Origin of the sequence: Musicola keenii, from assembly GCF_014855505.1 — a bacterium.
Lineage (GTDB): Bacteria > Pseudomonadota > Gammaproteobacteria > Enterobacterales > Enterobacteriaceae > Musicola > Musicola paradisiaca.
The window spans coordinates 236,054-253,988 of record NZ_JAAWVW010000006.1; the positions used below are offsets into that span (position 1 = coordinate 236,054).

Annotated in this window: 19 protein-coding genes and 1 tRNA gene; 11 read left to right on the forward strand and 9 right to left on the reverse strand. The window is 52.8% G+C overall.

The window, feature by feature from the left end; all coding sequences use genetic code 11:
* The first annotated feature begins 112 nt into the window (after window positions 1-112).
* On the forward strand, window positions 113-622 hold the full coding sequence (gene zur, locus HEP82_RS08905) for a zinc uptake transcriptional repressor Zur (RefSeq protein ID WP_015855058.1): 510 nt from the start codon (window positions 113-115) through the stop codon (window positions 620-622).
* A gap of 144 nt (window positions 623-766) precedes the next feature.
* Here the strand turns inward: zur and lexA are convergent, their stop codons facing one another.
* Both lexA and HEP82_RS08915 read right to left on the reverse strand, forming a co-directional pair.
* Window positions 767-1,378, reverse strand: coding sequence for a transcriptional repressor LexA (gene lexA / locus HEP82_RS08910; protein WP_192457743.1), 612 nt, complete (start codon window positions 1,376-1,378; stop codon window positions 767-769).
* Window positions 1,379-1,488: 110 nt separating this feature from the next.
* Window positions 1,489-1,854, reverse strand: coding sequence for a diacylglycerol kinase (locus HEP82_RS08915; protein ID WP_192457744.1), 366 nt, complete (start codon window positions 1,852-1,854; stop codon window positions 1,489-1,491).
* Between the two features lie 128 nt (window positions 1,855-1,982).
* Between HEP82_RS08915 and plsB the strand changes: the two genes are divergently transcribed.
* Window positions 1,983-4,466, forward strand: coding sequence for a glycerol-3-phosphate 1-O-acyltransferase PlsB (gene plsB, locus HEP82_RS08920; RefSeq protein ID WP_192457745.1), 2,484 nt, complete (start codon window positions 1,983-1,985; stop codon window positions 4,464-4,466).
* An 83-nt stretch (window positions 4,467-4,549) separates the two neighbouring features.
* Here plsB and ubiA read toward each other — a convergent pair whose 3' ends face one another.
* From ubiA to HEP82_RS08945, 5 genes are all read right to left on the reverse strand, one after another.
* Window positions 4,550-5,473 (reverse strand): 4-hydroxybenzoate octaprenyltransferase, encoded by a 924-nt coding sequence (ubiA, locus tag HEP82_RS08925; protein WP_407938276.1) that lies wholly within the window; start codon window positions 5,471-5,473, stop codon window positions 4,550-4,552.
* Window positions 5,436-5,951 (reverse strand): chorismate lyase, encoded by a 516-nt coding sequence (ubiC, locus tag HEP82_RS08930; protein WP_192457747.1) that lies wholly within the window; start codon window positions 5,949-5,951, stop codon window positions 5,436-5,438. The genes ubiA and ubiC overlap by 38 nt, the downstream gene beginning before the upstream one ends.
* Before the next feature lie 299 nt (window positions 5,952-6,250).
* A complete protein-coding gene (groL, locus tag HEP82_RS08935; RefSeq protein ID WP_192457748.1) occupies window positions 6,251-7,897 on the reverse strand; it encodes a chaperonin GroEL in 1,647 nt (548 codons plus the stop codon).
* 50 nt (window positions 7,898-7,947) lie between these two features.
* The gene (locus HEP82_RS08940) at window positions 7,948-8,241 is read right to left on the reverse strand and encodes a co-chaperone GroES (protein WP_015855065.1); all 294 of its coding nucleotides are present in this window, start codon (window positions 8,239-8,241) and stop codon (window positions 7,948-7,950) included.
* Window positions 8,242-8,488: 247 nt separating this feature from the next.
* On the reverse strand, window positions 8,489-8,962 hold the full coding sequence (locus HEP82_RS08945; protein WP_192457749.1) for an FxsA family protein: 474 nt from the start codon (window positions 8,960-8,962) through the stop codon (window positions 8,489-8,491).
* 406 nt (window positions 8,963-9,368) lie between these two features.
* Between HEP82_RS08945 and aspA the strand changes: the two genes are divergently transcribed.
* From aspA to HEP82_RS08975, 6 genes are all read left to right on the forward strand, one after another.
* Entirely contained in the window at window positions 9,369-10,808 is a 1,440-nt protein-coding gene (gene aspA / locus HEP82_RS08950; protein WP_015855068.1) for an aspartate ammonia-lyase, read from the forward strand.
* A gap of 139 nt (window positions 10,809-10,947) precedes the next feature.
* Window positions 10,948-12,249 (forward strand): anaerobic C4-dicarboxylate transporter, encoded by a 1,302-nt coding sequence (locus HEP82_RS08955; protein ID WP_192457750.1) that lies wholly within the window; start codon window positions 10,948-10,950, stop codon window positions 12,247-12,249.
* A 106-nt stretch (window positions 12,250-12,355) separates the two neighbouring features.
* Window positions 12,356-12,688, forward strand: coding sequence for a divalent cation tolerance protein CutA (gene cutA, locus HEP82_RS08960; protein ID WP_192457751.1), 333 nt, complete (start codon window positions 12,356-12,358; stop codon window positions 12,686-12,688).
* Window positions 12,664-14,373 (forward strand): protein-disulfide reductase DsbD, encoded by a 1,710-nt coding sequence (locus tag HEP82_RS08965; protein ID WP_192457752.1) that lies wholly within the window; start codon window positions 12,664-12,666, stop codon window positions 14,371-14,373. The genes cutA and HEP82_RS08965 overlap by 25 nt, the downstream gene beginning before the upstream one ends.
* A gap of 84 nt (window positions 14,374-14,457) precedes the next feature.
* The gene (dicD, locus tag HEP82_RS08970; RefSeq protein WP_192457753.1) at window positions 14,458-15,033 is read left to right on the forward strand and encodes a division control transcriptional repressor DicD; all 576 of its coding nucleotides are present in this window, start codon (window positions 14,458-14,460) and stop codon (window positions 15,031-15,033) included.
* Between the two features lie 326 nt (window positions 15,034-15,359).
* Window positions 15,360-15,435: transfer RNA gene (locus HEP82_RS08975), tRNA-Phe, on the forward strand.
* A gap of 112 nt (window positions 15,436-15,547) precedes the next feature.
* Here HEP82_RS08975 and HEP82_RS08980 read toward each other — a convergent pair.
* Complete coding sequence (locus HEP82_RS08980; RefSeq protein WP_192457754.1) at window positions 15,548-16,042, reverse strand: GNAT family N-acetyltransferase; 495 nt, start codon at window positions 16,040-16,042, stop codon at window positions 15,548-15,550.
* Window positions 16,039-16,332 (reverse strand): type II toxin-antitoxin system TacA family antitoxin, encoded by a 294-nt coding sequence (locus HEP82_RS08985; RefSeq protein WP_192457755.1) that lies wholly within the window; start codon window positions 16,330-16,332, stop codon window positions 16,039-16,041. The genes HEP82_RS08980 and HEP82_RS08985 overlap by 4 nt, the downstream gene beginning before the upstream one ends.
* Window positions 16,333-16,456: 124 nt before the next feature.
* Here HEP82_RS08985 and HEP82_RS20230 point away from each other — a divergent pair, with 124 nt between their 5' ends.
* The 3 genes from HEP82_RS20230 to HEP82_RS08995 all read left to right on the forward strand — a co-directional run bounded on the left by HEP82_RS20230 (window position 16,457) and on the right by HEP82_RS08995 (window position 17,878).
* Window positions 16,457-16,873 (forward strand): phage integrase central domain-containing protein, encoded by a 417-nt coding sequence (locus tag HEP82_RS20230; protein ID WP_407938277.1) that lies wholly within the window; start codon window positions 16,457-16,459, stop codon window positions 16,871-16,873.
* A 111-nt stretch (window positions 16,874-16,984) separates the two neighbouring features.
* Complete coding sequence (locus tag HEP82_RS08990) at window positions 16,985-17,269, forward strand: DUF134 domain-containing protein (protein WP_192457797.1); 285 nt, start codon at window positions 16,985-16,987, stop codon at window positions 17,267-17,269.
* 108 nt (window positions 17,270-17,377) lie between these two features.
* Entirely contained in the window at window positions 17,378-17,878 is a 501-nt protein-coding gene (locus HEP82_RS08995; protein WP_192457756.1) for a NifB/NifX family molybdenum-iron cluster-binding protein, read from the forward strand.
* The last annotated feature ends 57 nt before the right edge of the window (window positions 17,879-17,935 follow it).

The window sequence follows — 17,935 nt, forward strand, 5'->3', positions numbered from 1 at the left end:
CCTACCCAACACAACCTAAGGCAAATAGACGCTAAAGCGGCGCATTTCAGTGTTTTAACCCTGTCATGTTAAGATGACCGCATGATCCCAAACAGGCTTCAGGGTTATTGCCATGGATTCAGTCAATCCGGACAAACTTGTCATTCAGGCTGAACAGCTTTGTCAGCAGCGCAATGTGCGTCTTACACCCCAGCGTCAGGAAGTGCTGCGTTTAATCGCACAGCAAACCGGCGCCATCAGTGCATATGACTTACTCGATCTATTGCGTGCATCAGAGCCGCAAGCCAAGCCGCCCACAGTTTATCGCGCACTGGATTTCCTTCTTGAGCAAGGATTTATTCATCGTGTCGAGTCCAACAACAGCTATGTGCTGTGCCACCACTTTGAAGAACACAGCCATACGTCCGCGTTGTTCATCTGTGACCGGTGCGGACAAGTGACTGAACGCCAAACTGAAGGCGTGGAAGAAACGCTGCAGCAATTAGCGCAACAGTCAGGGTTCGTTATGCGGCACAGCGTTGTGGAAGCGCATGGTTTCTGCCGAGAATGCCAACAGGTGGAGTCCTGCGAACAGCGGGATAGTTGCAATCATGATCACAGCCTGATCGTGAAGAAGCGTTGAACATCGGCTACCTACGAGGTTCAACTTCGACCGTCACACATCAAAAGGGATTTTACAGGTCACGGCAGGCACTCATCGGTAAAAAAAGCGCCAGCCAGACTGTATAAGTAGTAGCAGGAATCAGAATCAAACTGGCGGGAAAAATCAGCTCCAGTCGCCGTTACGAATTACGCCGACAGCCAAACCTTCAATCGAGAAATTCTGTTCGCGCAAATCGACGACAATGGGCTCAAAAGCCTTGTTCTCTGCCAGCAGCTGCACAATATTCCCCTGTTTTTTCAGTCTCTTGACTGTCACTTCATCTTCAATACGTGCAACGACAACCTGACCATTACGCACATCTTGGGTTTTGTGAACAGCTAATAAATCGCCGTCAAGAATACCAATATCTTTCATCGACATACCGCTGACGCGCAGCAAAAAATCCGCGTTAGGCTTGAACATGGCGGGATCAACCTGGTAATGACATTCGATATGCTGCTGTGCCAGTAAAGGCTCGCCAGCCGCCACACGACCAATCAACGGTAGCCCTTGATCTTCTTCCTCCATCAGCAACCGGATTCCACGAGATGCGCCGGTAACGATCTCTATGACACCTTTGCGCGCCAACGCCTTAAGATGCTCTTCCGCTGCATTTGGCGAGCGGAAGCCGAGTTGATTTGCAATTTCAGCACGGGTCGGTGGCATCCCGGTCTGAGAGATATGATCGCGAATAAGATCATAGACCTGCTGTTGTCTGGTGGTTAATGCTTTCATCCCGCCCCCTGGTTGTTTATACAGTTTCGCTGTGAGTATATACAGGGATACCAGCAATGGGAACCCGGAAGAACGCTATTGCACGGAATTTTCTGCGAATATTCGAAGCCTCACGCAAAATGGCTCCACAGCAAGCTTCCCCACACACATGCAGCCAGTAAACAGGCAACAAACACCGCCGCCGAGCCAATATCCTTCGCCCTGCCGGACAATTCGTGGTAGTCCATCCCGACACGATCCACAACCGCTTCTATCGCGCTGTTAACAAGCTCAAACAGCACAATCAACACCACTGAACCGATGAGCAACAACCGCTCAATCGTTGAAACCGGTAGCCAACACGCAATAATAATCGCTGCGAGAGTCAGTAACGATTCTTGACGAAATGCCGCTTCGTGCAGCCATGCCTGTTTCAATCCTTGCAACGAGTACCCTGTTGCTTTGACGAGCCGGGTGAACCCCGTTGTTTTATTCATACTTGTTCCGCCTGTAATTTGTGATTGAACGCAATTTTAACGTGCCCGCACGAACGTATCACCACAGATATCCTGTCGGGTTTCTGGTATCCTTTCGGCGCGTTGCTAACAGGAGGCTTCTGGTTGTTATGTCAGGTTGGCGTAGAATTTACTATAAATTACTGAATATTCCCCTTAAATTCCTGGTGAAGAGTAAAGTTATTCCCCAGGATCCCGTTGCTGAACAACAGTTGGATCCGTCCCGGCCGATTTTCTATGTGCTGCCCTACAACTCCAAAGCGGATTTACTGACTCTGCGCACCAAGTGCCGCGAGCTCGGTTTGCCAGATCCGCTGCAGCCACTCCATATTGATGGCAAGACGTTGCCAAGTTACGTCTTTGTCAATGACGGCCCGCGCGTGTTCCATTACTACGTCCCGAAAGAGAAATCGATCAAGCTTTTTCATGACTACCTGGATCTGCACCGTAATGATCCGGATTTGGATATCCAGATGATTCCCGTTTCCGTCATGTTCGGACGCTCACCAGGTCGCGAAGGCCAGCAGAGTCAGGAAACCCCACATTTACGATTGCTGAACGGCATCGAGAAATTTTTTGCCGTTCTATGGCTGGGACGGGACAGTTTCGTGCGTTTCTCAACGCCGGTCTCCCTGCGTTATATGGCTACAGAACATGGTACTGACAAGACCATCGCCCACAAGCTGGCTCGCGTAGCGCGGATGCATTTTTCCCGACTACGACTGGCAGCAGTCGGCCCCAGACTGCCCGCAAGGCAGGATCTGTTCAACAAACTGTTGTCGTCCAAAGCAATAGCTAAAGCCATCGATGATGAAGCGCGGGTAAAAAAGATTTCCCACGAGAAAGCGCAACAGAACGCCATTAGCCTGCTGGAAGAGATCGCTGCCGATTTTTCTTACGAAGCGATTCGCCTTTCCGATCGCGTCCTGAGCTGGACCTGGAACCGGTTATATCAAGGGATTAACGTCCATAACGCCGAACGGGTCCGCCAGTTGGCTCAGGACGGGCACGAACTGGTGTATGTTCCTTGCCATCGCAGCCATATGGATTACCTGCTGCTTTCCTATGTGCTTTATCACCAGGGGCTGGTGCCTCCGCACATCGCGGCGGGCATTAACCTGAACTTCTGGCCGGCCGGGCCGATTTTCCGCCGTCTCGGCGCTTTCTTCATCCGACGAACCTTCAAAGGCAATAAGCTCTATTCCACATTGTTCCGCGAATACCTGGGCGAACTGTTCACCCGCGGTTATTCCGTAGAGTATTTTGTCGAGGGTGGCCGTTCACGCACAGGGCGTTTGCTGGAACCTAAAACCGGAACGTTGGCGATGACTATTCAAGCCATGCTGCGTGGCGGAACCCGTCCTATAACACTGGTTCCTATCTACATTGGTTACGAACATGTGATGGAAGTGGGAACCTATGCCAAGGAATTGCGCGGCGCCGCCAAAGAAAAAGAAGGGTTCATACAGATGGTGCGCGGCCTGAGTAAGCTGCGTAATCTGGGGCAAGGGTACGTAAACATCGGCGAACCGCTATCGCTGACCAGCTACCTCAACACCCACGTACCGCAATGGCGCGATGACATCGACCCGATAGAGCCGCAGCGTCCAGTCTGGCTAACGCCGACTGTCCAGAGCATCGCCGCCAGTATCATGGTGCGAATCAACAATGCGGCAGCGGCCAATGCCATGAATTTGTGCTCAACCGCCTTGCTGGCCTCTCGTCAGCGCTCCCTCACACGCGAGCAGATGGAAGAACAACTGGAATGCTATCTGCAATTACTGCGCAACGTGCCCTATACCGGCGACATTACCGTGCCGACGAAAAGTGCGTCCGAACTGCTGGATCATGCGCTAGGCATGAACAAGTTCGAAGTGGAAAAGGATAGCATCGGCGACATCATTATCCTGCCACGCGAGCAGGCCGTACTGATGACCTATTACCGCAACAATATTCATCACTTGCTGGTGCTGCCATCGTTGATCGCCAGCATAGTGATGCATCATCGTAAAATCACTGCGTCCGAGTTATTGCGGCAGGTCTCTTTACTCTATCCATTGCTGCAGGCCGAATTGTTCCTGCACTACGATAAAACACAGCTTGATAGCGTACTCAATGCACTGACGCAGGAATTGTGCCGACAGCAGTTGATCGTCGAGAGGGGAGATGCCGTCGAGCTGACCCCGGCCAAAATCCGCACGCTGCAATTACTTGCAGCCGGCATCCGTGAAACGTTGCAGCGTTATGCCATTACGTTATCACTGTTGAATGCCAACCCGACGCTTAGCCGGGGTACGCTGGAAAAAGAAAGCCGCAACATGGCCCAGCGTCTCTCCGTACTGCATGGTATCAATGCGCCGGAATTCTTCGATAAGGCCGTATTCTCAACACTGGTCGATACACTGAGAATGGAGGGCTGCATCAGCGACAGCGGAGATAGCGTTCACGACAATGTGCAGGAAATTTACGCCATACTCGGCGATTTACTGACGCCGGAAGTGAAATTGACCATAGAAAGCGCCTGTGTAACGGAAGCCAATGCAACAGCCGACGAGACGAAGGAATCAACCAGAAAGGAAGATGAAGAGGAATAACCGCGTGCCTGGAGCACGGCGGCCCGGCCAACACACCTGAAGAGATGATCCACCCTGCCAGCACACGCCGGCAGGGTGTTTTTTTATAACCCAAACAAAATGCCGAAGAACAACACCATTCCGACATAGTTGTTATTTCTGAATGCACGGAAACAGTTATCCCGCTCACGCCCGGCGATCATCTTCTGCTGATAGGCAAACAACCCGGCGGCAATCAGCACCGACCAGTAAAAAATCTGGCTCAACACCATCATCCTTCCCAGCGCTAGCATCGCCGCTAACGTCATCAGCTGTAAAACGCCGATGATCAACGTGTCGTGGCTACCGAACAGGATGGCCGTGGATTTCACGCCGATTTTCAGATCGTCATCGCGATCCACCATCGCATATTCCGTATCGTAGGCGACCGTCCAGCAGATATAGGCAAAAAACATCAACCAGCAAGTCACCGGGAGCGATTCGCTGACAGCAGCATAAGCCATCGGTATCGACCATCCAAATGCAGCGCCCAACACCAGTTGGGGCAAATGGCTGACCCGTTTCATGAACGGATAGACCCAAGCCAACGCCAGGCCGATCACCGAGAGCCAAATGGTCATCGGATTCAGGGTCAGCACCAACCCGAATGCCAGCAACACCAGCACGACAAACAGCACCTTGGCGGATTGTTCGCTCACAGCACCACTCGGTAGAGGCCGGGATGCCGTGCGTTTGACGTGACCATCGAAATGGCGGTCAGCGTAATCATTAATCACGCAGCCCGCGGCACGCATCAAAAAAACGCCCGCCACAAATACCCACAGCGTCCAAAGCGTCGGTGTTCCACGCCCGGCCAGCCATAGCGCCCATAGTGTCGGCCACAACAGCAGCATCGAACCAATCGGCTTGTCTATTCTCATCAACCGGCAATACGCACCCCAACGTTCTGCCGCAAGCAGTTTTTCCAACGCCTGATTCTCCTTTCTGCTGTTAGTCCTGATGCCTGTCAGGGAAATAAATCGGAGCATCCGGTAAAAAGAGCTCGGTGATTAACAACGGATTGCCCGCAAGAAACAAACGCGAACGCCGCGTCCAAAGTTGCCCGCTCCGCCCCGTATGGATAAAGTCGCGAACCGGCGGCCCTTGCAGGAAGAGATAGCGCCCTAGCGGCGTATTGCCTATCTGGGTCAAATCGATTTCCGCTTCTTTGAGTGTCTGCTCCGGCATGACGGTTCGCCCAAACAGCCAGGGTTGATCATCGCCAAACAGCGTCACTTCACGTAACCAATAGCGCTCGCTCAACGGCAAAAGAGAAGGCTCTTCCGGTATCCTCAGCGAAGCAACGAAGCGTTCGGTATCGACCTGAACGCGCAAACGTCGGCAATAACGCTCCAGGAGACGTGTCATTGAATCTTTGCTGGTCAACCATTCTGCGACTGTCGCAGGTAAAACTTCAGGCGCACACCACTCAACCGAGTGCAGGTGAGCCAACGCCTCATCGGACATGCATCCCACCCGGCATTGTTTAGTAAATAAAATAACCGCGTTTATTGTAGCGCAGAATAGTTCGCCGATAACACGTTCCGAACGTGTCGTTAACGGTTTGTACAGTTTTCATGCAACATTCCGACAGGATAAACCGAGGCTACAACGCAATAAGTTGAATCCGTCAGGAAAGTATCTCGATGTTATTACGTGCAATGCGAAGCACCAACAAAAAACACTACCCGGCGGTTGCCGGGTAGTGTTTTCAAAACGCGGTGTCGGCTCTGGTGACAAAGCCACCTGAACCTGACGACAGAGCATTACATCATGCCGCCCATGCCGCCCATGCCGCCCATACCGCCAGCAGCACCTAAATCCGGTGCATCACTTTTCGGCAGCTCAGTCACCATACATTCGGTGGTGATCATCAGGCCGGCGACGGAAGCCGCGTACTGCAATGCAGAGCGGGTTACTTTAGTCGGATCCAGAATCCCCATGTCGATCATGTTGCCATACTGTTCGGTTGCCGCGTTGTAACCGTAGTTGCCTTCACCCGCTTTCACGTTGTTAGCAACCACAGACGGCTCTTCACCAGCGTTGGAAACGATCTGACGCAACGGTGCTTCCATCGCGCGCTGAGCAACTTTGATACCTACGTTCTGCTCTTCGTTATCGCCTTTCAGGCCATTGATAGCAGTCGCAACGCGGATCAGCGCTACGCCGCCACCGGCAACCACGCCTTCTTCAACGGCAGCACGGGTCGCGTGCAGCGCATCTTCAACGCGGGCTTTCTTCTCTTTCATTTCGACTTCGGTCGCAGCACCGACTTTGATAACCGCAACACCGCCAGCCAGTTTAGCTACGCGCTCCTGCAGTTTTTCACGATCGTAGTCGGAAGTTGCTTCTTCGATCTGCTGGCGAATCTGGGTAACACGACCCTGAATAGTGGCTTCATCGCCCACGCCATCGATGATGGTGGTGGTGTCTTTGTTGATAACCACACGTTTAGCCTGGCCCAAATCTTCCAGCGTCGCTTTTTCCAGCTCCAGACCGATTTCTTCAGAAATCACAGTACCGGCAGTCAGGGTAGCGATGTCCTGCAGCATAGCTTTACGACGGTCGCCGAAGCCCGGCGCTTTCACCGCAGCAACTTTTACAATACCGCGCATGGTGTTAACAACCAGAGTCGCCAGCGCTTCGCCTTCTACGTCTTCAGCGATGATCAGCAGCGGCTTGCCTGCTTTAGCGACAGCTTCCAGCACCGGCAGCATTTCACGAATGTTGGAGATTTTTTTGTCAGCCAGCAGAATGAACGGGCTTTCCAGCTCAACAGAACCCGTTTCCGGCTTGTTGATGAAGTACGGAGACAGGTAGCCGCGATCGAACTGCATACCTTCAACCACGTCCAGTTCGTCTTGCAGGCCAGTGCCTTCTTCAACGGTGATAACGCCTTCTTTACCCACTTTCTCCATCGCTTCGGCAATCAGTTTGCCCACGGTTTCATCGGAGTTGGCGGAGATGGTGCCTACCTGTGCGATAGCTTTAGAGTCAGCGCAAGGAACGGACAGTTTTTTCAGTTCTTCTACAGCAGCGACAACCGCTTTATCGATACCACGTTTCAGATCCATCGGGTTCATGCCGGCGGCAACAGCTTTCAGACCTTCATTAACAATAGCCTGAGCCAGTACGGTAGCGGTGGTAGTACCGTCACCCGCAGCATCGTTCGCTTTGGAAGCCACTTCCTTCACCATCTGAGCGCCCATGTTTTCGAACTTGTCTTCCAGTTCGATTTCACGCGCAACGGACACGCCGTCTTTGGTGATGGTCGGCGAGCCGAAGGATTTATCCAGAACCACATTACGGCCTTTCGGGCCCAGCGTAACTTTCACTGCATCAGCCAGCACATTGACGCCACGCAACATTTTTACCCGAGCGTCATTACCGAATTTTACGTCTTTAGCTGCCATTGGTAGTTTCCCTTGAATTCGTTTCGTTCAGTTCAGATGATTACGTAAGATTAGGCTTCAACAATCGCCAGAATGTCGCTTTCAGACATGATCAACACTTCGTCGTTATCGATCTTCTCAGTCTTCACGCCATAGCCATCATTGAAAATAACGATATCGCCTACTTTCACGTCCAGCGGTTTCACTTCACCGTTTTCCAGGATACGGCCATGGCCAACAGCCAGGACTTCACCACGGGTGGATTTACCCGCTGCAGAACCGGTCAGAACAATGCCGCCAGCAGATTTTGACTCAACTTCTTTGCGCTTGACGATCACGCGGTCATGCAATGGACGAATTTTCATTGATAGCTCTCCTTTGAGAAAGTCCATATCGGTTTAGGTTAAATGCCGGATGAACCCTGACACCCGGCCTTGTGGTGAACTAGATGGGGACGTATCCGAGCGCTTCAAGGGAACAAATAAATTTTTTTTCTTTAAGCGTCATTTTTTACATAAACAGGGCAAAACGCCGGGAACATTTTCGACGGCGCCCCGCGTCGGCCCGCAGCAGAAGGTAAGGGATGTATGCCACAGCAAGAACCGCTGTAAATCAGCGGTTTTTTCGATCGTCCTGATGCTCGATATGATCCTGATCCGAATCAGGTTCCTTGCGTTGGAACTCACCATCGAATGTATGGCCGCCCGATGCGCCGCCAGGAGAGCTGCGCCAAACGCGCAGATGCGGCATCAGCTTCATCGTCAGGTGTTTCTGTACGGGAGGCAACAGCAGTAGCAATCCCAGAAAATCGGTGAAGAAACCGGGCAGAACCAGCAGAAACCCCGACAACACCAGGGAAACGCTTTTCACCATCTCAGCCGCCGGGCTTTCTCCCGTTTGCAGGCGCTGTTGCATCTGAATGAGGGTTTTCATGCCCTGATTACGCACCATTGATACTCCAACGCAGGACGTCAATACGACCAGCAGCAACGTCGGCGCCACTCCCAATACTTCGGACACCCGAATAAAAATGGAGATTTCGACATAGACCAGAAGGAAAATCAGCAAAAACGGTATCCAGCGCACCCAGTGCTCCTGTGGTTCAAATTCAACGCATTCATAAAAAATATGCTTCTCCGACAACTCGCCGTCTTATCCTACCCGAGCATCATTCAGGCAACTGGCCTGAAGATACGACCAGTTGTAGCGAGACGCATCCTATAATGCAGCAGATGGTAGCGATTGCCGCTATTTTCAACTGATAGAACGACAGATTTTTTACTTAGTAACAGGTCGTGACTATTATCACAAATTCCACAGAACAGGGGGGACAGACCTTCATCTGTGATCAGCACAACGGAAATCTCGCCATGTAGCAGAATATCATAACAACAGCTGGAGACATAATGGTCAAACATTCTGCCTCAGCTATCCACGGTGAGACGATACATCATATAAATTCCAAATAAGTAGAATATAAGAGAAATAACTCATGTCAGAAAATATCCGTATTGAAGAAGATTTATTGGGTACGCGCGAAGTGCCTGCTGATGCTTATTACGGCGTTCATACGCTACGTGCTATCGAAAATTTCTACATTAGTAACCAAAAAATCAGTGACATACCGGAGTTTGTGCGTGGAATGGTGATGGTCAAGAAAGCGGCAGCCATGGCTAATCGCGAATTGCAGACCATCCCGCGTAAAATTGCAGACGTCATCATTCGTGCCTGCGACGAAGTGCTGGTGAACGGCAAATGTCTGGATCAGTTCCCAGTCGACGTGTTTCAGGGCGGCGCAGGTACGTCCGTCAACATGAACACCAACGAAGTGCTGGCCAATATCGGGCTAGAGTTGATGGGGCATCAGAAAGGGGAATACCAGTACCTGAACCCCAATGACCACGTCAACAAGTGTCAGTCTACCAACGACGCTTACCCGACCGGTTTTCGCATCGCGGTTTACAGCGCCATTCTAAAATTGGTGGATTCCGTCACCCAGTTGGGCGATGGCTTTGAACACAAAGCCAAAGCATTCGAAAACATTCTGAAAATGGGCCGCACTCAACTTCAGGATGCAGTGCCGATGACGCTAGGCCAGGAGTTCCACGCTTTCAACGTGTTGTTGAAAGAAGAGAATAAAAATCTGCTGCGCACCGCCGAACTGTTGCTGGAGGTGAACCTGGGCGCAACCGCCATCGGTACTCGCCTTAACACGCCGGAAGGCTACCAGCATCTGGCGGTGCAAAAACTGGCGGATGTCAGCAAGCTGCCCTGCGTGCCGGCGGAAGACCTGATCGAGGCCACATCTGACTGCGGCGCTTATGTCATGGTACACAGCACGCTGAAACGCTTGGCGGTTAAACTCTCCAAGATCTGTAATGACTTGCGTTTGCTTTCCTCTGGCCCGCGCGCAGGGCTGAACGAAATCAATCTGCCGGAACTGCAGGCTGGCTCATCCATCATGCCGGCCAAGGTCAACCCGGTGGTGCCGGAAGTGGTGAACCAGGTCTGTTTCAAAGTCATCGGCAACGATACCTGCGTCACCATGGCGGCGGAAGCTGGCCAGTTGCAGTTGAACGTCATGGAACCGGTCATCGGTCAGGCCATGTTCGAGTCTATCTATATTCTGACCAACGCCTGCCGTAACTTACTGGAAAAATGCGTAGAAGGGATCACGGCGAACAAATCCGTCTGTGAATCCTATGTGTTCAATTCCATCGGCATTGTGACCTATCTGAACCCGTTCATCGGCCACCATAACGGCGACATCGTCGGCAAGATCTGCGCCGAAACCGGCAAAAGCGTTCGCGAAGTCGTGCTGGAACGCGGCCTGCTGACCGAAGCCGAGCTGGACGATATTTTCTCCGTACAAAACCTGATGCATCCGGCCTACAAAGCCCGACGTTATACCGAAGATAACGACGCATCGTAACTTCGCTTTCTCTTCATTGAAGGCACGCCAGCCCCGCCAGGGACTGCGTGCCTTTATTGTATCCGCGCCATTCGGCGCTCACGGCACGCAACCATAAAAACAAATCAATATTGGCAACAAAAATAAAAGGAGCATGATCATGCTTACCCTGGAACTCATTATCGTTTTACTCGCCATCTACCTCGGCGCAAGACTGGGGGGAATCGGCATCGGCTTTGCAGGTGGTCTTGGCGTTCTGGTACTGACGCTAGGCTTTCATATCAAGCCGGGATCCATTCCGTTTGATGTTATCGAAATCATCATGGCGGTCATCGCCGCTATCGCCGCTATGCAGGTGGCAGGCGGCATGGACTACCTGGTGAGCCTGGCGGAAAAACTGCTGCGGCGTCATCCGCGCTATGTCACTTTTCTGGCGCCGATGGTCACTTATGCCATGACACTGATGGCCGGTACCGGCCACACTGCGTTCTCCACCCTACCGGTCATCGCCGAGGTTGCTAAAGAGCAAGGGATCCGGCCGTCTCGTCCGTTATCTATTGCCGTCGTCGCCTCCCAGATAGCCATTACCGCCTCGCCGATCTCTGCGGCAGTGGTATTTGTCGCCTCGCTGCTGGAGCCCAAAGGCGTTAGCTACCTGACGCTGCTGGGCATTTGCATCCCGACCACCCTGGCCGCCATTTTGTTGACCGCCATCATCACCAATTTCCTGGGCAAAGAGTTGAAAGACGACGACGTGTATCAGGAGCGCCTGCGCAAGGGTGAAGTGGTTCTGCGTGGCCAAAGCGACATGCAACTGAAGCCCGGCGCGAAACTTTCGGTGCTGTTATTTCTACTCGGCATTGTTGCAGTAGTGTTCTATGCCACCGCCATCAGCGACGCAGTCGCATTGATCCGCAACCCAGTGCTGCCGCGCAACGAAGCCATCGTGGTCTTCATGCTAACAGTCGCCACGCTGATCTGCCTGAGCTGCAAAATTGAAACCGCACGCATCCTAACTGCCAGCACGTTCAAATCCGGTATGAGCGCCTGTATATGCGTCATGGGGGTCGCCTGGCTGGGCGATACTTTCGTAAAAGCACACATCGCCGACATCCAGAGCACCGCCGGCGCATTGTTGCAGAGCTACCCGTGGATGCTGGCGGTTGTGCTGTTTTTCGCCTCCACGCTGCTCTATTCACAGGCTGCAACCGCTAAAGCGCTGATGCCCGCCGCACTGATGCTGGGCGTCGCCCCTGCGACGGCCATCGCTTCATTCGCTGCGGTTTCCGCGCTTTTCGTGTTACCCACCTACCCCACGTTGCTGGCGGCGGTAGAAATGGATGACACCGGCTCAACCCGTATCGGGAAGTACGTCTTCAACCATGCGTTTCTGATCCCCGGCGTCATTGCGATCGCGCTATCGGTACTGTTCGGGTTCATCCTGAGCAGCATTCTGTTGTAACCCATAGCCGGATCGGCATCCTATGTCGATCCGGCCTTACACAACAGGGGAACGCAGAGTATAGTGAGGCAGATTATGTTCCCCGTTACCCAGCGCCGAGGTCACGATGCCCGAATCGACGAACCGCGATGCAATCGTCATTCTCTGCACCGCTCCGGATGAGACCAGCGCAAAAGCGCTGGCGACATCTGTTCTGGAAGCCCGGCTGGCAGCCTGCGTTACGCTGCTGCCCGGCGCCGTTTCCCTGTACCATTGGGAAGGAAAACTGGAACAACAAACGGAAACCCAACTGCTACTGAAAACCGAACGCCGTCATCAACCAGCGTTACTATCCCATCTAAAACAACATCACCCTTACCAGACGCCGGAACTACTGGTTCTACCGGTACTGGACGGCGATAGCGATTATCTCTCATGGCTCAACGCATCCTTACGCTGATCCTGATTGGCATCGGTCTACTGTTTACCGGTCAGGCTGTTGCACAGAATCCTTTCGAGCTCGGCTCAAGGTCATCATCGCGCTTTCTACCGGTCGATCAGGCATTTTCCTTTGATTTTCAACAACAAGGCTCGCAGCTAACGCTCCAATGGCAAATCCACGACGGCTATTATTTATACCGCCAACAGATCAAGCTGATCGGCAATAACGCCGACGTCGCCAACGTCGAACTGCCGCCAGGAACGCCGCACCACGATGAATTCTTCGGCGAAGTCAGTATTTTTCGCCAGACGTTGTCGCTGCCGGTCACGCTGCTAAGCGCGGAGAGCAATGCCACCCTGAACGTCACTTATCAGGGCTGCGCCGACAACGGTTTCTGCTACCCGCCGGAAACCAGAAAAGTCCCCCTCAGCGCCGTCAGCCAAACGCCTGCAGCCATCATGGCGATGCCCGTCGACACACCGTCAATTCCGCTGCCATTCTCACCCTTGTGGGCATTGCTGATAGGCGTCGGCGTCGCATTCACGCCATGCGTATTGCCAATGTACCCGCTGATTTCCGGTCTGATTCTCGGGCAACGGCAACGCCTCTCATCCCGCCGTACGCTGCTGCTCTCGATGCTGTACATTCAGGGTATGGCGCTCACTTACACCCTGCTCGGTGTGTTGATAGCTTACGCCGGGCTGCGTTTTCAGGCCGCCTTGCAGCACCCCTATGTGCTCACCGGCATCTCGGTGCTGTTCATTGCGCTGGCACTGTCTATGTTCGGGCTTTACAACCTGCAACTGCCCTCATCCCTGCAAACCCGGCTGACGCTATGGAGTAACCGTCAACAGGGCGGTTCCACCATCGGCGTATTCATGATGGGCGCGCTCGCCGGGCTCATCTGTTCGCCCTGCACAACCGCGCCGTTAAGCGCATTGCTGCTGTATATCGCGCAAAGTGGCGACCTGCCCGCCGGCGCCGGCACGCTCTATCTGTACGCGCTGGGTATGGGGCTGCCGCTACTGGGCATAACCTTGTTCGGCAACCGTCTGCTGCCGAAGCGCGGTGCCTGGATGAATCACGTCAAAGAAGGGTTTGGTTTCGTCATTCTGGCGCTGCCGATATTTCTGCTGGGCCGGGTCGTGGGGGATATCTGGGAAATGCGGATGTGGGCGCTGTTGGGCGTGGCTTTCTTCAGCTGGGGATTTGTATTGAGCCTGGCTCACCGTTCCGGGTGGATGCGAATAATACAGGTCATCATGCTGGCCGGCGCGCTGCTGACGGTTCGCCCATTGCAGGACTGGTTATTCATGCCAGTTCAGGCCGCACAGGATCGCCCTCGACCGCTCGCCTTCTCGCCCGTCGGCAATCTGAACGAGCTCAACCATTCGCTATCGGGTGCGGGTCGCATCACTATGCTCGATATGTACGCAGACTGGTGCGTCGCTTGCAAAGAGTTTGAAAAATACACCTTCAGCGACGCGCAGGTTCAGCAACGATTATCACAATTGCAGTTGCTGCAGGCGGACGTTACCGCCAACAGCGACGCCCATCAGGCACTGCTGCGACATTTTCAGGTGCTAGGGCTGCCCACCATCCTGTTTTTCGACGCCAACGGCCGGGAGATTCCGGGTTCGCGAGTGACTGGCCTGTTGAATGCAACCGACTTCGTCGGGCATTTGCAGAAACTGCCCCGCTAAACCACACTAGGCTGTGTTCGACACACGTCTTGAATGAAGGCCCGTTCGCCACCGTTCGGGCCGCAGATCGATAAGGAGCCCTCCATGCAACGGGAAACGGTTCTGGAGCAGGCGCTGTCCCTGCTCGAACAACAGGGGTTCGGTGCCGCCACACTGGAAACACTGGCGAACCGCCTACAAATCGCGCCGGATGTTCTGTGCGATTACTGGCCGAGCCGGGAAGCACTGCTCTACGATAGCTTGCGCCATCATGCCCAGCAGGTAGATGCCTGGCGACGGCATGTCCAGCTTGACGACCATCTGACTATCGAACAAAAACTACTGACCCGCTATCAGGTTCTGCGGGAAGCCGTACAGCATCAACGTTATCCGGGTTGCCTGTTCATCGCGGCCTGTTATTTTTTTCCTGATCCCGAACACCCGATCCACAGCATCGCCGAGCAGCAAAAACAGGCGTCGCTGCACTATACCAAAGCACTGTTGGATGAGCTGGACATTGAAGATACCGACATGGTGGCATTGCAAATGGAGCTGATTCTGGAAGGATGCCTGAGCAAACTGCTGGTTAAACGTCAAATTTCCGATATTGAAGTCGCTCGTCGGCTGGCGGAGGATGTTCTGCGTATGGCACTATGCCGTAAAAATGGCGCATTGACCTGACCGCTTCCGTACCTGTACAGACCAATACGCCTAGCAAGGAACACTTACCACTACGCCATCTTGTTTGCGGCGCTTCCTTTATTAGTACTAGAAATTGGCCAATATTAAAATAATATCAACAGTATTCCTGCCGAAAACCACCATAACACACCGATTTTATTCGATATAACAGCATACCAAACACACGCTTTCGCTATTTCTCTGCGGGTCTGGCGCGAGTTATTTGTTCAAAAAACACGTAAGTGCTGAAAAATCAGGCAACCCGTTTAAAAATGCATGAATTCACATTGACGCACTCAGTCTAATCCGGTTTAATGCGCCTCGTTGCCCGGATAGCTCAGTCGGTAGAGCAGGGGATTGAAAATCCCCGTGTCCTTGGTTCGATTCCGAGTCCGGGCACCACTTATTCAGAAAAACCAGCCTACGGGCTGGTTTTTTGCTTTTGGGGAACAGGGTAAGTATCCCACTAAACCGAACCATTCACTTTTTGAGATTTACGGGCACAGCATCAATTTCAAATTGATAAACTCCCCACCAAATCCCCCAGCGTCACCATCAACATCATCGGATCGATCGGCGAAGGCTCAAACCCAACTCGTAGGTAAAATTCCCGCGCTTCATCAGACAGCGCATGAACCAACATCCCGCGAATACCTATAGTATCCGCCACCTGAATCACCCGCAGCCCAGCATCACGCACCAGCGCTCGGCCAACACCCTGACCATGTAACGATTGATCTACCGCCAGACGCCCCAGCACCACGACCAGGAGCGGATCAGGCATATTGCGGCGAAAGCGTCCGGGCGCAGCGTTTGTCATCACAGCACTGGAAGCCAATGAGTAATACGCCAACACTTTTGAGCCATCGCAACTGACAAAAATTCGTGATGCGCCAGTGACCTGATTTTTCATCGCCCGTTGTTTCAGCCAGTTGTCCATAGACTCCACGCCGCAACAGAACGAGGAAAGTACATGTTCGGCGCGAAGTGGCTCAGGGGCGGATATCATTTTTTCAATTCCCACGGTGCAGGCGTCTGCATGGTTTTGCGCAGCGCAGCATTCGGCGAAGGAGCCTGATCCAAGCGAGCAAGGAATTCCTGATAAGCATCGGGATCTGCCATGATGATGCGCTGATCGATCAACACTTCCTCTGCGGCGGCACGCGCAGCCTCAAGGACAAAATCAGTACGATTTTTTCCTCTGGCCTTAGCAGCACGATCAATAAGATCGCGTTCGGCGGGTTTGATGCGTAAGTTTAGTGTTTCGCGTTTAACAGAAACGCTGTTCGTCACTGGCATGATGTTATCCTCCGGCTTACTCTCTGGATATTAATCATGCAGCGACTGTAACGCTAATGTCATTACGATTTATCGGCATCATAGGGAATCGAACCGAAGAAACGAACGGGTGTTTCTTTACTGCATGTGGCCCATCATTCTGATCCAAGCTCTGGCATCTCAAGTACCGCTGCGGCGACAAGGGCGTTTGGCGCTTACCCGACTGTCTCACTTGCCAATACCCGTAAACTGCGTGAAGAAGCCCGTTAGGTACTCAACGCCGGAGACGATCTCGGCGTTAAGAAACAGCAGGACAGGCAGGCTAAGAAAAAACGGCAATCCCTTTGAAGCCGTCTCCCGTCAATGGGTGGCCGCGAACATTCGCTGGAGTGAGGCACACGCCGCCAACGTATTGCGCTCACTGGAATTGCACGTTTTCCCGCTCATCGGTAATGCCCTTGTCACCGACCTGAAAACCGCCGATCTGTTGATCTCGCTACGGGCGGCAGAAAAAAGGCTGTCTGGAAACGACTGCACGGATATGCCATCCCTCCGGTTCTAGTCCCATCACCATGATGGATACGTTGCTAATGATCCGGCATCAATGCCAGACTATGGCCAACGCAGTAAACGCATTTTTACAACCATCTATTCCCCCGACAGAGACGCAAACATGGCCCGACCTAAAATTCCGCGCACTATCTGTGGTCAGCCAGCAGATAGTTGTTTTAAGCCCAACAGAATCCCGATGACAGAACTTGAACGCATCACGATGGAGCCTGACGAATTTGAGGCGATGAGATTAGTGGATCTGGAAGGTATGCAACAGATTGAAGCTGCGGCGGCAATGCATGTATCTCGTCAGACACTGGCCAATCTGGTCAAATCCGCTCGCGCCAAAGTGACCGACTGCTTAGTGAATGGCAAAGCACTCATCATGACAAACGCCTTGGAATAGTTATTGGATTATGCCAATAACGATGCTATATGTAGCATATGCTATATATGCATTCATGAAGCGCTGTGTTAATGGGCATAACGTGAATGCTTTTTCCTTAAGGAGCTTATGATGATTATTGCAATCCCCGTAATCGGCGAACGTCTTTCTTCACATTTCACGAAAACCGAGTGGATTGATTTTTACGACGGTCAATCCATGTTCGTTGCTCGTTGCGTCAATCCAGCCAAGACCCAGGACACCTGTGCCGGCAAAAGTGATCTTTTGGCATTACTTATCGCTCGTAACACCGAATACGTCATCGTGCGTAATATCGGCCAGAACATGCTGGAGAAATTGCTGGCCGCCGGGATCAAGGTATTCCAGGCGACAACCAGTGATATGAAAACTATTCTTTTGCAACTGGCGCAAGGGTATTCAGAATTCCTGCCGTTGACTGACGCAATACAAGGACGCCCATCCGTTAATCATCAGCAATGTCAGCAGCATAATGAACATCACCACTGTCATCATGCCGCCGGATCTGAAACCGCACATGTCCCTTGCTGCCAGAAGAGCGGAGAGCCGTCGGGGAAAAACCGCTGTTGCCATCAACACCATGGGCACTGAGCCCTTCGGCGTTAAAACCGTCAACCTGGCAGCGGAGGCGGCTGCCAGGCCAGCACT

Bases quoted from the DNA above. Each gene is read 5' to 3' on its own strand.
- zur (WP_015855058.1), top strand. From the start codon at position 113: ATGGATTCAGTCAATCCGGACAAACTTGTCATTCAGGCTGAACAGCTT.
- lexA (WP_192457743.1), bottom strand. From the start codon at position 1,378: ATGAAAGCATTAACCACCAGACAACAGCAGGTCTATGATCTTATTCGC.
- HEP82_RS08915 (WP_192457744.1), bottom strand. From the start codon at position 1,854: ATGAATAAAACAACGGGGTTCACCCGGCTCGTCAAAGCAACAGGGTAC.
- plsB (WP_192457745.1), top strand. From the start codon at position 1,983: ATGTCAGGTTGGCGTAGAATTTACTATAAATTACTGAATATTCCCCTT.
- ubiA (WP_407938276.1), bottom strand. From the start codon at position 5,473: ATGCTCCGATTTATTTCCCTGACAGGCATCAGGACTAACAGCAGAAAG.
- ubiC (WP_192457747.1), bottom strand. From the start codon at position 5,951: ATGTCCGATGAGGCGTTGGCTCACCTGCACTCGGTTGAGTGGTGTGCG.
- groL (WP_192457748.1), bottom strand. From the start codon at position 7,897: ATGGCAGCTAAAGACGTAAAATTCGGTAATGACGCTCGGGTAAAAATG.
- HEP82_RS08940 (WP_015855065.1), bottom strand. From the start codon at position 8,241: ATGAAAATTCGTCCATTGCATGACCGCGTGATCGTCAAGCGCAAAGAA.
- aspA (WP_015855068.1), top strand. From the start codon at position 9,369: ATGTCAGAAAATATCCGTATTGAAGAAGATTTATTGGGTACGCGCGAA.
- HEP82_RS08955 (WP_192457750.1), top strand. From the start codon at position 10,948: ATGCTTACCCTGGAACTCATTATCGTTTTACTCGCCATCTACCTCGGC.
- cutA (WP_192457751.1), top strand. From the start codon at position 12,356: ATGCCCGAATCGACGAACCGCGATGCAATCGTCATTCTCTGCACCGCT.
- HEP82_RS08965 (WP_192457752.1), top strand. From the start codon at position 12,664: ATGGCTCAACGCATCCTTACGCTGATCCTGATTGGCATCGGTCTACTG.
- dicD (WP_192457753.1), top strand. From the start codon at position 14,458: ATGCAACGGGAAACGGTTCTGGAGCAGGCGCTGTCCCTGCTCGAACAA.
- HEP82_RS08980 (WP_192457754.1), bottom strand. From the start codon at position 16,042: ATGATATCCGCCCCTGAGCCACTTCGCGCCGAACATGTACTTTCCTCG.
- HEP82_RS08985 (WP_192457755.1), bottom strand. From the start codon at position 16,332: ATGCCAGTGACGAACAGCGTTTCTGTTAAACGCGAAACACTAAACTTA.
- HEP82_RS20230 (WP_407938277.1), top strand. From the start codon at position 16,457: ATGTGGCCCATCATTCTGATCCAAGCTCTGGCATCTCAAGTACCGCTG.
- HEP82_RS08990 (WP_192457797.1), top strand. From the start codon at position 16,985: ATGGCCCGACCTAAAATTCCGCGCACTATCTGTGGTCAGCCAGCAGAT.
- HEP82_RS08995 (WP_192457756.1), top strand. From the start codon at position 17,378: ATGATGATTATTGCAATCCCCGTAATCGGCGAACGTCTTTCTTCACAT.